The organism is Acinetobacter sp. AOR01_HL, assembly GCF_027855455.1.
Taxonomy (GTDB): domain Bacteria; phylum Pseudomonadota; class Gammaproteobacteria; order Pseudomonadales; family Moraxellaceae; genus Acinetobacter; species Acinetobacter baumannii.
The window spans coordinates 92,706-107,380 of sequence record NZ_JAKTIM010000050.1 but is presented as its reverse complement, the minus strand read 5'-3'; the positions used below and the strand labels follow the sequence as shown (position 1 = coordinate 107,380).

The 14,675-nt window shown below is 39.9% G+C and carries 14 protein-coding genes and 4 tRNA genes; all 18 read right to left on the bottom strand.

Going from position 1 to position 14,675, the window contains the following annotated elements; genetic code table 11:
* The 18 genes from tuf to MKL62_RS15330 all read right to left on the bottom strand — a co-directional run bounded on the left by tuf (window position 1) and on the right by MKL62_RS15330 (window position 14,649).
* The gene (gene tuf, locus MKL62_RS15415; RefSeq protein ID WP_001029610.1) at window positions 1–1,191 is read right to left on the bottom strand and encodes an elongation factor Tu; all 1,191 of its coding nucleotides are present in this window, start codon (window positions 1,189–1,191) and stop codon (window positions 1–3) included.
* A gap of 162 nt (window positions 1,192–1,353) precedes the next feature.
* Window positions 1,354–1,428 (bottom strand) — tRNA-Thr (locus MKL62_RS15410).
* Between the two features lie 13 nt (window positions 1,429–1,441).
* Window positions 1,442–1,517, bottom strand: a tRNA-Gly gene (locus MKL62_RS15405).
* Between the two features lie 37 nt (window positions 1,518–1,554).
* Window positions 1,555–1,638, bottom strand: a tRNA-Tyr gene (locus MKL62_RS15400).
* A 56-nt stretch (window positions 1,639–1,694) separates the two neighbouring features.
* Window positions 1,695–1,770: transfer RNA gene (locus MKL62_RS15395), tRNA-Thr, on the bottom strand.
* A 98-nt stretch (window positions 1,771–1,868) separates the two neighbouring features.
* Window positions 1,869–3,362, bottom strand: a complete 1,494-nt coding sequence (gene trpE, locus MKL62_RS15390; RefSeq protein WP_000209085.1) for an anthranilate synthase component I — start codon at window positions 3,360–3,362, stop codon at window positions 1,869–1,871.
* A 108-nt stretch (window positions 3,363–3,470) separates the two neighbouring features.
* On the bottom strand, window positions 3,471–4,139 hold the full coding sequence (locus MKL62_RS15385; RefSeq protein WP_000109463.1) for a phosphoglycolate phosphatase: 669 nt from the start codon (window positions 4,137–4,139) through the stop codon (window positions 3,471–3,473).
* Between the two features lie 65 nt (window positions 4,140–4,204).
* Window positions 4,205–4,834 carry an FHA domain-containing protein gene (locus MKL62_RS15380; protein WP_004748515.1) on the bottom strand — a complete coding sequence of 210 codons (630 nt, stop codon included), beginning with the start codon at window positions 4,832–4,834 and terminating at the stop codon, window positions 4,205–4,207.
* A gap of 40 nt (window positions 4,835–4,874) precedes the next feature.
* Window positions 4,875–7,145, bottom strand: coding sequence for a type II secretion system secretin GspD (gspD, locus tag MKL62_RS15375; RefSeq protein ID WP_001196432.1), 2,271 nt, complete (start codon window positions 7,143–7,145; stop codon window positions 4,875–4,877).
* Between the two features lie 41 nt (window positions 7,146–7,186).
* Window positions 7,187–8,023, bottom strand: a complete 837-nt coding sequence (locus MKL62_RS15370) for a type II secretion system protein N (protein ID WP_000870031.1) — start codon at window positions 8,021–8,023, stop codon at window positions 7,187–7,189.
* Complete coding sequence (gene gspN / locus MKL62_RS15365; RefSeq protein ID WP_005129860.1) at window positions 8,023–8,766, bottom strand: type II secretion system protein N; 744 nt, start codon at window positions 8,764–8,766, stop codon at window positions 8,023–8,025. Before gspN ends, MKL62_RS15370 begins: the two co-directional genes overlap by 1 nt.
* Window positions 8,767–9,098: 332 nt before the next feature.
* Window positions 9,099–9,425, bottom strand: a complete 327-nt coding sequence (locus MKL62_RS15360) for an H-NS histone family protein (RefSeq protein ID WP_000801427.1) — start codon at window positions 9,423–9,425, stop codon at window positions 9,099–9,101.
* 194 nt (window positions 9,426–9,619) lie between these two features.
* The gene (locus MKL62_RS15355; protein ID WP_000661569.1) at window positions 9,620–10,060 is read right to left on the bottom strand and encodes an acyl-CoA thioesterase; all 441 of its coding nucleotides are present in this window, start codon (window positions 10,058–10,060) and stop codon (window positions 9,620–9,622) included.
* A gap of 7 nt (window positions 10,061–10,067) precedes the next feature.
* Window positions 10,068–11,261: a hypothetical protein gene (locus tag MKL62_RS15350; RefSeq protein WP_000681777.1), complete on the bottom strand. Its 1,194-nt coding sequence runs from the start codon at window positions 11,259–11,261 to the stop codon at window positions 10,068–10,070.
* Between the two features lie 9 nt (window positions 11,262–11,270).
* Window positions 11,271–12,110, bottom strand: a complete 840-nt coding sequence (locus MKL62_RS15345) for a hypothetical protein (RefSeq protein ID WP_005129863.1) — start codon at window positions 12,108–12,110, stop codon at window positions 11,271–11,273.
* A gap of 8 nt (window positions 12,111–12,118) precedes the next feature.
* Window positions 12,119–12,886: a uroporphyrinogen-III synthase gene (locus MKL62_RS15340; RefSeq protein ID WP_000897410.1), complete on the bottom strand. Its 768-nt coding sequence runs from the start codon at window positions 12,884–12,886 to the stop codon at window positions 12,119–12,121.
* Window positions 12,887–12,890: 4 nt separating this feature from the next.
* The gene (gene hemC / locus MKL62_RS15335; protein WP_002159654.1) at window positions 12,891–13,808 is read right to left on the bottom strand and encodes a hydroxymethylbilane synthase; all 918 of its coding nucleotides are present in this window, start codon (window positions 13,806–13,808) and stop codon (window positions 12,891–12,893) included.
* A 100-nt stretch (window positions 13,809–13,908) separates the two neighbouring features.
* Window positions 13,909–14,649: a LytR/AlgR family response regulator transcription factor gene (locus tag MKL62_RS15330; protein ID WP_000865993.1), complete on the bottom strand. Its 741-nt coding sequence runs from the start codon at window positions 14,647–14,649 to the stop codon at window positions 13,909–13,911.
* Window positions 14,650–14,675 lie beyond the last annotated feature (26 nt).

Below are 14,675 nucleotides of genomic sequence, written 5' to 3'. Positions count from 1 at the left end.
TTATGCAGTTACTTTAGCAACAACACCAGCACCTACAGTACGACCACCTTCACGGATCGCAAAACGTAGACCTGGGTCCATTGCGATTGGGTGGATTAATTCTACTGACATTTCAACGTTGTCACCTGGCATTACCATTTCAACGCCTTCTTTCAACTGGATCGCACCAGTTACGTCAGTTGTACGGAAGTAGAACTGTGGACGGTAACCATTTAAGAATGGAGTGTGACGACCACCTTCTTCTTTAGAAAGTACGTATACTTCTGCGTCGAATTTAGTGTGCGGCTTGATTGTACCTGGTTTAGCAAGTACTTGACCACGTTGTACTTCTTCACGCTTAGTACCACGAAGTAAGATACCACAGTTCTCACCTGCACGGCCTTCGTCAAGAAGTTTACGGAACATTTCTACGCCAGTTACAGTTGTTTTAACTGTATCTTTAATACCAACGATCTCTACTTCTTCACCAACTTTGATGATACCAGCTTCAACACGGCCTGTTACTACTGTACCACGACCAGAAATTGAGAATACGTCTTCGATTGGCATCAAGAATGCTTTGTCGATTGCACGCTCTGGCTCTGGGATGTAAGAGTCAAGTGCTGCTACAAGAGCAAGAACTGATTCTTCACCGTAAGGACCAGCTTCACCGTTAAGCGCTGCAAGAGCTGAACCACGGATTACTGGAGTGTCATCACCTGGGAAGTCATAAGTAGAAAGAAGTTCACGTACTTCCATTTCTACTAATTCAAGTAATTCTTCGTCATCAACAAGGTCGCATTTGTTTAAGAATACGATGATGTAAGGTACACCTACCTGACGAGAAAGAAGGATGTGCTCACGAGTTTGTGGCATTGGACCGTCAGTTGCAGCACATACAAGGATCGCGCCGTCCATCTGAGCAGCACCAGTGATCATGTTTTTAACGTAGTCGGCGTGGCCTGGGCAGTCAACGTGTGCGTAGTGACGAGTTGGAGAATCGTATTCTACGTGTGATGTATTAATTGTAATACCACGTGCTTTTTCTTCAGGTGCTGAGTCGATTTGTGAGTAATCTTTCGCTTCACCGCCGTAAGTTTTTGCACAAATTGTTGCAATCGCAGCAGTTAAAGTTGTTTTACCATGGTCAACGTGACCGATTGTACCCACGTTTACGTGTGGTTTATTACGTTCAAACTTGGCTTTAGCCATGATGATCTTCCTCGTTTACGTCGAACCACCTACAAATGGCGCTGAGCTAACTCAGTTTATCGACATATCGCCTAAAAAAACTAGACACCTAATACTTGAAAAGCAGACTATATAGCCTGCTTTTTGAAAACTTTGTGGAAATCCACATTAAACTTTAATATCTGGAGCTCTTATCGAGATTTGAACTCGAGACCTCTCCCTTACCAAGGGAGTGCTCTACCACTGAGCTATAAGAGCGACTATCCTTCGATGGAGCGGGAGACGAGGATCGAACTCGCGACATGCAGCTTGGAAGGCTGCCGCTCTACCAACTGAGCTACTCCCGCAACGTTGGTAATAACCACTTCACTCGAAGTTTAGAGATGGTGGTGAGAGAAGGATTCGAACCTTCGAAGCTTTCGCAACAGAGTTACAGTCTGCCCCCTTTGGCCGCTCGGGAATCTCACCAATATCGCACTTATCTACAGTGCCGTTCTTTACTCAATTAACTTAACACTTTAAAATGGTGCCGGCACACGGATTCGAACTGTGGACCTACTGATTACAAGTCAGTTGCTCTACCAACTGAGCTATGCCGGCGTTTCTTAGTGTTTCGTACGTTTCGTATCGGAACGGTGTGCAGTTTAGCAAAACTTCCAAACGATGCAAGCGGTTTTTTTAAAAAAACCGCTAAAAACTCATAAAATCAATCCGTTTGATGATAATTCAACCGCTTTGATCACTGCACGAGCTTTTATTTGAGTTTCATTCCACTCAGATTCTGGATTTGAGTCAGCAACTAGCCCTGCACCAGCCTGTACATACACCTTTTTGTCACGGATAACACAAGTACGGATTGCAATCGACATATCCATTTCACCATGCCATCCCAAATAACCAACAGCCCCGCCAAAAACTCCCCTTTTCACAGGCTCTACTTCATCAATAATTTCCATTGCGCGAATTTTTGGGGCACCTGATAAAGTTCCTGCCGGAAAGGTGGCTTTAAATACATCAAGTGCATCGATATCATCTCGCACTTCACCTTGTACATTTGAAACAATATGCATGACATGTGAATAGCGCTCAATCACCATTTGATCCGTAACTTGGACTTTACCTATTTTCGATACGCGCCCTACATCATTTCGCCCAAGATCAATCAGCATTAAATGTTCAGCAATCTCCTTTTCATCAGACAGCAAATCTTTTTCTAATGCTATATCTTCTTCTTTAGTTTTACCGCGCGGTCTAGTTCCTGCCAAAGGTCGAACTGTAGCAATACCATTTTCTAAACGAGATAAAATTTCCGGTGATGAACCAACAATATGAAATGGTTTTTTATCAGTAATCGTTTGTCCTTGAACCAAGAATAGATAAGGTGATGGATTTAAATGACGTAATGCACGGTAAACCTGTAAAGCTTCTCCATCAAAATCAGAAACCATACGCTGCCCAGGTACAACCTGCATCACATCGCCTGCACGGATATATTCTTTAACCTTCTCTACCGTCTCTAAGAACTTTGCTTTACCAGTAATTGATTCAAAATGCGGGGGCGTATGTGGTCGCGCTTGCAAACTAACTGGAGTCGCCAACAACTGTTCTAATTGATCTAATTTTTGCTGAGCGTCTTCATAAGCATTACTCTGCTCTGTATCCGCATGCACAATTAAAAATAGCGTATCTTTAAGATTGTCAAAAACAATGACTGTCTTTGAGAGCATCAACCATAAATCTGGTAGCGCAATCGGATCAGCCGTAGGTACATTCTTTAAACGTGGCTCGATATAGCGGACAGCATCGTAGCCCAAATAACCCACCAAACCGCCCGTAAAGCTTGGTAAGTCCGGTAAGAGTTTAGCCGCGGGAACTTTAAATTGTTTTTGGAATTCACGGATATATTGGAATGGGTCTAGACAATTTTGCTGTGTTACTGATCCGTCAGCATGTTGTATAGATAAAACGCCAGCGTTACAGGAAAAAACTGTTGATTCGCCTAAACCAATCATAGAGTAGCGCGCCCAGTTTTCGCCCCCTTCAACAGACTCAAATAAGTAAGCCTGTGTTTGATCCTTAAAACGAGCAAAAACAGATAATGGGGTTTCTGTATCCGCTAAACGTTGACGATAAACAGGAATGGTATTGTAACCAGCAGCCTTAAGTTGCTCGAATTGCGCTAATGTTGTCATGAATCTTCTCTAATATGGTTTCGATTTAAAAGTGTGTTTTTCTAGATTCGGTTTAGACACGCCATCGAAAAACCATACGCTTATTCATTCTTATCTCCATTTTCTTCATTAGACAATTAACTCAGCAAGACTATCAACAACTTGCTGAGGTTGGCAATCATAGATATTCTCTCCATGATTATAGCCATAGCTAACCACAATACAATCAATTCCAGCACGGCGTGCGGCTTCAATATCATTACTTGAGTCACCAATCATCAATGATTGTGAAGCAGATATTTTTAGGCTTTCCATGCAATGCAATAATGGTAGTGGGTGCGGCTTTCTTTCAGGTAAGCTATCTCCTCCAAGTACAACTTGAAAATAAGAAGAAAGCTCTAGCGCATCCAGTAACCCTTGAGCAAGTTTGACAGGCTTATTAGTCACACATGCCATTTTGATATTCAAAGTTTGGCAATGTTTTAAAAACTCAGGTACACCTGGGTAAATTTGAGTATTCACACACAGCTCCGCACCATATACCTCTACAAATTTCTGTAATAAAACTTTATGTTGCTCAACATCTAATTTTCCAAATATATGAAGCAGAACACTTTCACAAAGTTTTGAAGCCCCTTTACCTACCCATTCCCGTATTTGTGCTTCTGTTACCAATGGCCAACTGAGTGATTGCAGACTTAAGTTCATAGACCGATATAAATCGGCAGCGGAGTCAACCAACGTTCCATCTAGATCAAATAAAATTAAATCGCGCTTACTTAGTTGTGCAACAGACATTTTCTTCTACTCAAAATTAAAAAGGCATGCGTTTAGCATGCCTTGATTGTAAAAGCACCAACGAATTATTTAAAGAATAACCACGCCAATACAGCTAAAATCACTAAAATAATAATGGTCACTAGACCAATAGATGCATTCTTTTGCTGCTCTTTCTCTTCAGTAACCCGAGAAACTGGCTCCTCAATAGCAACAGGGGTTTGTTCTGGCTGAGCATGAATATCCACCCCTTCAGGAATCGGTGCTGGTTTTGGCACAGAAACTCGCTGAGGCATTCCATCACGACTCACTTCAGTTTCCGCTGCACGCTCCGCAATACTTGGCATACCTTGATCGCTTAAATCTTGTGTCGGTGCAGTTTGTACTGGTTCTACCTCAATTTCAGGTAAATCCGTATTTTCTTGTGCAGGGGCGAAAACTGAAAATTTTAAACTTGCGAATTGAACAATATCGCCATCATGCAACTGTTTTTCTTGCTCAATACGAATATCGTTTACAAACGTACCATTCGATGAATTAAGGTCTTGCACCCATAGCGCTTGACCTTTTAACAGCAATGCTGCATGGCGTCGTGAAATTTCAGCAGCCTGTAGTAATAAATCGGCATCTTGATGACGTCCCACCAACATATCACGATCAACATTAATTTCTTGGCCAGTAAATTCACCAGTAATTGCTTGTAATTTCCAAGTCATGCCTATGTCCTATTCATTTTTTATTAATCATAACATGCTACTACGGCGCTGTGCTTGGACGCAGTGTCGTTGTTGTTACTGTATTTTTAGTACGATTAATTTCAGGATCAGGCAACTGTAGTGTTTGCTTTTGGACGGTAGGTTCTACAGCTACCGGCGTAGTTATGGTCGAACTTTTACCACCTGATGGAACCTGTTGGTAATTTTTTGGCTTAGAGGCAATACTCGGTGGGGTCATTTTTTGATTATAAAGATCATCAACTTGCTCAGGTAATTTTGCAAAGTTGCCATTTTTATCCATAGCCAATTGCAAACTATAAAGTTGATTATAGCGCTGCTGAGATAAACGGCGTACATCATTTGCATCGCCTACAATTGTTGGGTGAATAAAAACGAGAAGGTTACGTTTAGTATTGCTTCGAGTATCTGAGCGGAATAAACGTCCTAAATAAGGAATACTACTTAAACCAGGAATGCCCTGACGGTTAAACTCAACGTCATCTGAAACCAAACCACCTAAAACTACTGTTTGGCCATGTTCGGCTAATACAGCCGTTTTAATAGCACGTTTATTAGTAATTAAGTCCGCAGCTTGTCCTTTACTTGCTTGAACATTTGAAACTTCCTGTTCAATTTCAAGGCGAACTGTACCATTCTCACCAATATGAGGAATGACTTTTAATGTTACACCGACATCTTTACGCTCCACAGTTGTATAGGGATTAATACCTGTACTATTGGTAGTGACCGAACCTGTTACAAATGGAACATTTTGACCTACAACAATATAAGCCTCCTCATTATCCATAGTCACAATAGAGGGAGTAGACAATAAATTAGAAGCTGTATTCTCTTTTAAAGCTTGGATTAGGGCTCCATAAAGTTGACGAGAACCATCTGCACCTTCTTTATATTTTCCTAATGCGATTGAGCTACCAGCACCAATTGCGCTTCCCAAACCAGCAGCTCCTCCTGTTAAATAGCCAGCTGCCAGCGAAGCTAAACTTGAACCCGCATTTGTAAAGTTAATCAAGCCTATACCACTATTAATATCACCAAGAGCCCATTGCACCCCTAACTGATCCGCATCTTTACCAGAGACTTCAATAATTGCAGCTTCGATGAGTACTTGTTGACGGCGAACGTCAAGTTGCTGAATCGCAGACTCAATTTCACGCATTAATTGGGGATCAGCTTTAACTACCAATGAGTTCTGAGCATTATCTGCAATAATACTCACACCGTTTTGATTAAAGCTGGTGATATTGTTCTGATTACTACTGTTCGAATTACCGTTTAGGTTAATTGCAGGAGTTGAAATTGAGGTACCACTTGAACCCGATGTATTTGAACCAGAATTCTGGTTATTACCAATTAAACTATTAATCGGATTCGATGAGTTAGATGAATTATTACTATTATTCGATGAAGATACTGCCTGTCCTGTGACTAAGCCTTGCAAAATTTCAGACAAGTTTTTAGCACTGGCATACTTCAAACGGAAAACTTTTAAGCCACCTAAACGATCTGCCGAAGGTACATCCAGCATCTCAATCATATGACGAATACGTTTACGTGTTTGCGGATCACCTTTTATTAAAATACGGTTTGTCCGATTATCAGCAATAATACGAATACGGGCACCGCTAAAATCTTTAGATGCACCTGTTGCGCTCATCGCTTCAAGCTGGGTAATAATTTCTTCTGCTTGGCTCGACTGAAGCGTGATCGCTTCAATATCATTTTGCCCAGTTCCATCCAAGTTACGAATAATATTTTCAAGTTGATAAATATTCGCCGCTCTATCAGAAACAATAAGTGCATTGGTTCCTGCAATTGCCGCCATATGTGCAAATTGCGGCATTAAGGGACGAAGTGCTGGAATTAAGTCATTTGGATTAGTATTTTCCAGCCAAATCACACGTGTAACGATTTGATCACCACGAACCCTATTTCTAGAATCATAAGGAATTCCCGAGTTTTTAACATTGCTATCCGGTACAAGCTTAATGGTATTACCAGACGGAATAGCAACCACCCCGTTTACATTTAAGACCCCAAGAAATAGGTCATAAACTTCATCTTTATTTAATGGTTTATTAGAAATAACCGTGACATTACCACGTACTCTCGGATCTACAGCGAAGTTCTTTCCTGTAATGTCTGCAACTTCATTAATAAAGGCAGTTAAGTCAGCATCACGTAAATTGATCTTCCATGTTTGGGCATAGGCACTGCTACTTACTGTCGCAATCAATGGGGCTGCTGCAAGTAATGCCCAAAGTGGACGTTGATGATTCAATAAAGCCATAACTCGCGATATTTCCTAACTCTTATGGTGACGTGTTATCACTAAAAATTTTGTTGTATGGTCATCACTTGATCACCACGTTTTATTTCTATTTTTACTTGCCCTGCTCGACGAGCCTGCTCAAGTAATTGCACATCCGTTTGCCCTTGCCCAACCGTTTGACCATTCAAAGAGACAATTCGATCGCCAGGTCTTAAACCTAACTTATTTCTAAGTGCAGTCGGTGTACGTTCTGTAACTTCATAGCCTTCACCTGAGTTACCACTTACCCCCATATCTCGGAGGTATTGCTCTCGGTTACCTTGCATCTGCTGGATCGCTTGTCCCAATGCCTGTTGGGCCGTATTCATAGGCTCTGTAGGTTGAGACGGTGTAGCACTTTGTTGTGAAGCATCCGGAGTCATCGGTTGATATAAACCATTTGGCAAACCTTTGAACTGAAGTTCACGGGTACTGCCATTTCCTTGACTCAACACAACATGATCCCAATACACCTCTGCCAATTGGTAAGAAGTTGAACCAATGGTTTCACCAACTCGATAACGCTCAGCAGTATTATCAATTTTAATAACAGCAGAGGAAAACCGGTTTGGATAGCCGACCATTACACCCTGCAATTCTAAATTCACGCTTTCTTGAGCCGCATTGGCAGAAGGTTCGTTAAAAAGTGAAAAAGTACTAATATTTGGTATTTGTGGTTGTTGAGAACCGAGTTCTACCCGATCAAATTGCATCAGTTGAGGAGGCGCAATCACCAACCAAAAAAATGAAGCGAGTTTCCAACATAACCACAAAATTAAAATGGCAAGGACCACTACACTCAGTCGATCTAATTTTTGCCATTGCAATTGCTGTAATTTATCAATCCATACTTTCATTAGTTGCCACCTTGTAATAATGGTTGGCGAGAACTAATGACAAAAGTATCCAAACCGGCTTTACCGTCATATGATGGAACATTGAGTAATAAACGCTGTGTGAGCTGAACATCCAGCATCATATTGGCATCTAGTAAAAGATTGGCCATTTTTTGATTACGCTGATCACGGATGTCCACTTGTAGTTGTCCGTTCTGGTCAGTCAACTGCCCACTTAAAGAAGGCATATTCATACGATCTTGACGATCACCAATATTATAAATGAGCGCCCCACCACCCCAATGCAATTGCCCATCAACTGCCGCAAAGCCTTGCTCTTTTTTATAATTAAATTGGATATCTTTAAGTTGAATACTGTTTACAGGCCATTGCCAATTTACAATTTGCTTCAGTGTTTCTGGAGCAATCTGGCCATTCATATCCCTTACAATAACTTTTTTTCCAAAACCATACGCCATAATCCCCGTTAATTGCGTATTACCACTATGAATATCAACATTTGCAGCAAAGCGTAATAAAAGTAAGTCTAGCGGTCTCGTTTTCCAGTGGATAGTGCCTCGTAACGTTCCACGGTGCCAGTCTGCCTGCCCCTGCCAGATGTTGCCACTTACATTATGGACAGTTTGATTATTCTTTGAAAATTTAGAGATAAGCCAAGTCGCCGGAATCTGTAAAATAATAAAAATTAAAAATGCAATGAGGGCAAAAAACCACCACTTCCATTGCTTAGACTTTTTCTTCATTCAGCCTTACCAACATGCAAATTATCATCCTTATATGAGAGTTCCTCTCTAGTCTGACATTATGCATACTTTTTCAACATCGCCAATTCACTTCATATAAAAAAACCAAGCAATCGGGCTTGGCGTCTCGCTAAAGACTATAAGTTGAACGTATGACAAAATCATGAAATTTACGATTGATCTTGCTAAATGAAAATTTAGTCTCAACAATGCTCTTAATTAGCAACTCAAGCACCTTATTGAATATTCATATTTAAAATAAAATTTTTTTAATTCTTTTTAAAAATAAAAAAGCCAAGCAGAATCGCTTGGCTTTTTAAGAGGCAATACAATTAGATTAAGAAATCTTCAAGTTTTGCACCTTTTTCAATTTCAGCAACTAACCAACGTGGTTGTTTACCGCGACCAGTCCAAGTCTCTTCAGCATTGTTTTTGTTACGGTAACGTGGTTCTACAGATTTACGTGTTGTTTTCTTACGTTTTTGAGCGCCAAATTCTAGAAGCTGTTCAACACTAAAACCTACATTTTCAGCAATTTCGATAATTTGATTATAAGCATCTTCGATTGCTTGATCTTTTTTGCTTGCAATTAAAGCTTCTGCTTCTTCTTGTAAGCGTTTTAACTCTTCAACAGATAATTCACTAATATCCGGTTTCATTAATAAATACTCCAGTCTTACTGACAATTCAAATAATACAGACAAAATTTAAAAACATTAAATCATAACCAATCATATTTATATTCTATTCAATAAGCAATAGTTTGAAAGTCAAGTTCATCAGAATAACGCTATAAATTTACTTTTTAATTACATTAGCAATTATAATTGTAATATATTTTCTTAATATTTATTTAAGCTAAATGTATTAAATCATGCCCAACTGATTTTTCTAATTCAATAATTTTACTTTTTACTTCACTTGGTATTTCACATTTTAATCCTGTCATTTTATTCACACAAACCATAACTGCTTCACCTGTAGCAACGATTTGCTGCTGCGATTCACTCCATAATATATAAGCCATACGGAACGCGCTCTTACGTAACTCTTCTACACGAACCCCTACTTTCAATACATCTGGATAAAACACAGGTTTTAAATATTTGCACTGACTTGAAGCAACAACAGTATATATATTTGGAGTTAATATATTTACATTTTCCATATATAAAATACGTGAGCTTTCAATATATCTATAATATTGCACATTATTGACATGGCCAAAAGCATCCATATCTCCCCATGCTACTTTCTGGTCGTATATTACAGGGTAGACAGACAGTTCTTTCATTTTTACCTCAGATTTTAAATTTTAAAAAATTCGCATCATTTTCAAAGATTAGGTTTAACTGTTTGATTAACTCATCATCTTCTTTTAAGGTTGATTTAATACGTAAATAGCTCATTAAAATATTATCAGGGTATAAACTTAATAATATTTCTGCTTCAGCTTGACGACCTGTTGCCATGTAAACATGCCATTTTGCAAATGTTAAAACTGGCAAATTCATATATTGAGATTCAAATTGATTAATCTTTTCTTCAACATCGGCATAGTCAGGAACCTGCTTAAGCAATTGTTGCTGAAACCATAAGTAAAATACGTCCGGATCGAATTGCTCTTTGAGTAAATGCAAGGTTAATGCTTCATGCTGAATACTCATTTCTGGCATACGGGCCAAAAGTTTTAACCATAACAATTTACTGCTATAAGGTCTGGTTTGAATTTCTGACTCTAAATCTAGATAGCGCTGTTGCAATGCTTGTAAATCATCAATTGAAGCTTGATCAAACTGTTGAAGAAGTTGTTGTAGCCATAAATCACGATGTTCAGCGTCCAACAAACCATATTTCATAGAACGCAAGTATACCCATGGTTGTTGTAAAGCAAGCTGCCCCCAAAGCGCCGTTAAACGTTGTTGATATGCTGTCTCAATCTCTTCAAGCCATGGCGATAACTGATGCTGATATAAAAACTCAAGATGGGTTAAGGCACGTTCAGCTTCGTTTTGTGCCAAGAATATTTCAATACGCTGTAATTCTGCTAACTCAAAAGCCATTGGTGGGGATTGATCCAAGGCCTCTAAAGCTTTTTGGTAATCTCCACTTAAAACTAGAAATTTGGCATCAATAATATTTTTTAGAAGGCCTGATTGAGTAAAAACACGTTCGATAAATACCCGTTGATCTTCAGCAGCCTCTAATAACCAGACAATACCTAATTGTTCATACGGATGAAGGTTTTTAAACTGAAAAATATTCTCTCTCTTTCTTTGTTCCCGAGAAGAATAACGCTTAATCCAGAGCCATATCACCTGAGCAATAAAGCTCATCACAACAAACGTAAAGACTAATCCCCATACATTTGTTTGCAATTGCAATTGCCGCCAGTAAATATAAACATATCCCATACCATAGCCATAACTGAATAAAGCCAAGGCTGCGAAAAGGACTAAGCTAATTAAAAAGTAAACCCACAGGAGATGCTTCATGTGTCCTCCTTATGAGCCGATTAGACCAAGTGTCGATAATTTAGGAACAGGCACTACAGATAAATGTGCCACTTTAGCAATACGGTTTTTGAGTTGTTGGCTAGTCGCATCGGGTAATTCATTTAGTTTTTGCATTACTGTCTGCAACTCATTTTGATATTCAGCCATTTTTCCTTGGTTTAAAGCTTGCTCAGCAATTAATAGCCTTAATTGCACTTCTTTAAGCACTACACTTCGGTTCATTAAATTAATAGATGGCGTTTCTACTTTCTCAATACGGAACCATTTTTTCCACCATGACACAGCCTCGGATTGGTCCATCTCAAATTTAGGCTGCTTTAAAGCTTGTTGAATATTTTTATCAATATTCTGGAGTAAATCATCAATGAGTTGATGTCGCTGATTTTGAGCAAGTACAAACTGTTGAATAGCCTGCTTATCTTGCTCAAGAGCCTGATTTAAGCTGTGTTGTAATGCAGGAGCAATTCCATATTGTGGTAGGGTTTGCTGTAGTTGGGTTAGATGATCTACAGCATAAATAAATTGCTGTTGGTCAATTGCAAACTGGATTAACTCTAATTTTTGTTTAATTAATACGGTCGGTGCAATTCCGGTTTGAACAACTTCAGTCGTTGCTAAAGGCGTTGTTTTAGAATTATGACTTGGTTGATTTTGAATTTGTCTTTGCAAAGCAACCAATTGATCATTCAAATTGGCATATTGCTGTTCAGATTGCAGCAAGGTTTGCTGAAGTTCAGGGACGGTACGAGAAATTTGCCACATATCGTAGCTGAGCTTAGCCACCCAAGCGATGCCCAGCAAAATGATGATAGAAACAAGTTTTCTCATACGAATCCTTATAATGCCTGAATGTGATGAATCATCCCCGAAGGCGATAAATTTTCAAGTTGAATAATGTGAAAATGAGCTTGTTGCTGATCGCGATAGTCTTTAACAAGTTGAAAAAGGCGTGGTCCTAAAACTAAATATACGCAATCAGGTTGTGCCTTATTTTTTAAACAAAGCTCTAACCAGTATTTCCAGCTCGCCTCACTGGTAATTAAGACGAGCCATTTATCTAAATTATAATTTGAATTCTGTGTCAGATGTTTGAATGTCGAATATGAAGCTTGCGGACACTGCCTGCGATATAGAACAAAATTTAAAATCTGAATTCCTTGCTGTTGCAAAGTTTCCATCATAAATTGACGGCCGCCTTCACCTCTCCAAAAAGCCACGCTACCTGATTTTTGCATACGATGAAGAAGAGGCAAGTTAAGCATTCCCTCGGAAGTTTCAACCTCAGGAACATGCGCTTCAATCCCATAGTCGTGAAGACGATTAGCCGTCGCCTGTCCCACCGCAATCCATTGAATATGTTTTAGCTCATCTATTTTTAAACCACTTTGTGTTAAATACTGCATCCCCACATCAACAGCAGTAGGACTAACCACTACAATCGCTTGTGCACCAGTTAACTGCTGATAGAGTTGAGAGAGTGATTCTGAAAAAGGTTGAGCAACCAGTTCTAAAAGAGGTAAAGACTCGACCTGAAACCCCTTCTTCTGCAAAGCATGAGTTAATTCAGCCGCACGCGAATCAGGTCGGGTATTAATAAACAACATAGCGTTAGTAAAGGGCCTTTAATAAATCACCAGCGCCTTGATCAAGTAAGTTCCGAGCAAGGTTTTCACCTAATTGCTGAGCATTATTCGCTTCATCTGTAAGCTCAGCCCGTAATAATGTTTGCCCATCAACACTACCTACACGGCCTTCAATATGAATTTTTCCATCTTGTAATGTTGCATAACCTGCAATCGGCACCTGACAACCACCTTCAAGATAAGCATTGAATGCTCGCTCAGCACGTACACATACATCTGTCTCTGGGTGTAGAAGTGGCTGAATTAAAGCCAACACTTCTTGGTCATCTGCACGGCATTCCAAACCAAGAGCGCCCTGTCCCACCGCAGGCAAACTTACACTTGGCTCGATACAGTGGCGAATGCGTTCTGCCAATCCTAAACGTTTTAAACCAGCACTCGCCAAGATAATAGCATCATATTGACCATCGTCTAGCTTCGCTAAGCGGGTACCGACATTACCACGTAAATCAATAATTTGTAGATCTGGACGTTGTTTTAAAATTTGTGATTTACGACGTAAACTTGAGGTGCCAACTTTTGCTCCTTGCGGCAAATCAGCAAATTTTTCAAATTGATTCGAAACAAAAGCATCTAACGGATCTTCACGTTCGCAAATTACGGCCAAAGTTAAACCTTCTGGTAATGCCATCGGAACATCTTTCATTGAATGTACAGCAAGGTCCGCACGACCATCTAAAAGTGCTGCTTCCAATTCTTTAACGAACAACCCTTTGCCACCAATTTTTGCTAAAGGTGTATCTAAAATTTTATCGCCTTGCGTGACAAACTTAACCAACTCCACCGTTAAATCTGGGTGAAGCTCCTGTAAACGGGCACGAATATGTTCTGCCTGCCAAAGAGCAAGTGGGCTTTGTCGTGTAGCAATTTTCAAGGTTTTCATAAATTCAAGTATGGGCTGGTCAAACAATACACCCTAAACTTAACTTGATCCCTTAAAATTGCAAGTAAAATCTCACAAGCAAAAATAAGATGAATACAGGTTAAAGTTGGTGTATCCGTTCTCTAAGGGTAGATAAATGACGGCGGCTTACGGAAAGTCTTTCATCTAAGCCACGTAAGCGAACCTGATATTGGCCCGAACTTACTAGCTCTAAACCATCTAAATAAGCAATCGAGACCAATGCATTACGGTGAATACGGATGAACTGATCTGCGAACTCAGTTTCAAGTTCTTTAAGTGTTTCGTCAATCAATACGCTGCCATTTTTATGACGTACCGTGACATATTTCTGATCTGCTAAAAAGTAATAGATATTTTCAACAGGAATTAGCTCAACCCCACGATAGGTTTTAGCAGCAATTTGATGACGTTGTGTTTTTAAATCCTGTAAAAGCTCAGGTTTAGGCAAAGCGCTGAGCTGCGCTTGCGTTAGCTGGGTTAATTGCTTAAATGTCTGCTCCAGCTCTTGAGGATCAATGGGCTTAAGAAGATAAGCTTGTGCTTGTGACTTAAATGCCTCCAATGCATGCTGATCATAAGCTGTGCAAAACACTATGGCAGGTCGAGGATTAAGTTGGCTTAATTGCTCCGCACAGACGAGACCATTCATACCCGGCATCTGGATATCAAGTAAAATCACATCTGGGTGATGAAGCCGTGCCTGTTCCAAGGCATCTTGGCCATGATGAGCTGTTGCGACAACCTCATGTCCCATCTTTGAAACTAAACGTGACAATCGTTCCACTGCAAGTGGTTCGTCATCACAAATTAGCACCTTCATTCATCCTCCTTGTCACCGTTAACTTG

Coding starts and splice junctions, on each gene's coding strand:
- tuf (WP_001029610.1), bottom strand. CDS start 1,191: ATGGCTAAAGCCAAGTTTGAACGTAATAAACCACACGTAAACGTGGGT.
- trpE (WP_000209085.1), bottom strand. CDS start 3,362: ATGACAACATTAGCGCAATTCGAGCAACTTAAGGCTGCTGGTTACAAT.
- MKL62_RS15385 (WP_000109463.1), bottom strand. CDS start 4,139: ATGTCTGTTGCACAACTAAGTAAGCGCGATTTAATTTTATTTGATCTA.
- MKL62_RS15380 (WP_004748515.1), bottom strand. CDS start 4,834: ATGACTTGGAAATTACAAGCAATTACTGGTGAATTTACTGGCCAAGAA.
- gspD (WP_001196432.1), bottom strand. CDS start 7,145: ATGGCTTTATTGAATCATCAACGTCCACTTTGGGCATTACTTGCAGCA.
- MKL62_RS15370 (WP_000870031.1), bottom strand. CDS start 8,023: ATGAAAGTATGGATTGATAAATTACAGCAATTGCAATGGCAAAAATTA.
- gspN (WP_005129860.1), bottom strand. CDS start 8,766: ATGAAGAAAAAGTCTAAGCAATGGAAGTGGTGGTTTTTTGCCCTCATT.
- MKL62_RS15360 (WP_000801427.1), bottom strand. CDS start 9,425: ATGAAACCGGATATTAGTGAATTATCTGTTGAAGAGTTAAAACGCTTA.
- MKL62_RS15355 (WP_000661569.1), bottom strand. CDS start 10,060: ATGAAAGAACTGTCTGTCTACCCTGTAATATACGACCAGAAAGTAGCA.
- MKL62_RS15350 (WP_000681777.1), bottom strand. CDS start 11,261: ATGAAGCATCTCCTGTGGGTTTACTTTTTAATTAGCTTAGTCCTTTTC.
- MKL62_RS15345 (WP_005129863.1), bottom strand. CDS start 12,110: ATGAGAAAACTTGTTTCTATCATCATTTTGCTGGGCATCGCTTGGGTG.
- MKL62_RS15340 (WP_000897410.1), bottom strand. CDS start 12,886: ATGTTGTTTATTAATACCCGACCTGATTCGCGTGCGGCTGAATTAACT.
- hemC (WP_002159654.1), bottom strand. CDS start 13,808: ATGAAAACCTTGAAAATTGCTACACGACAAAGCCCACTTGCTCTTTGG.
- MKL62_RS15330 (WP_000865993.1), bottom strand. CDS start 14,649: ATGAAGGTGCTAATTTGTGATGACGAACCACTTGCAGTGGAACGATTG.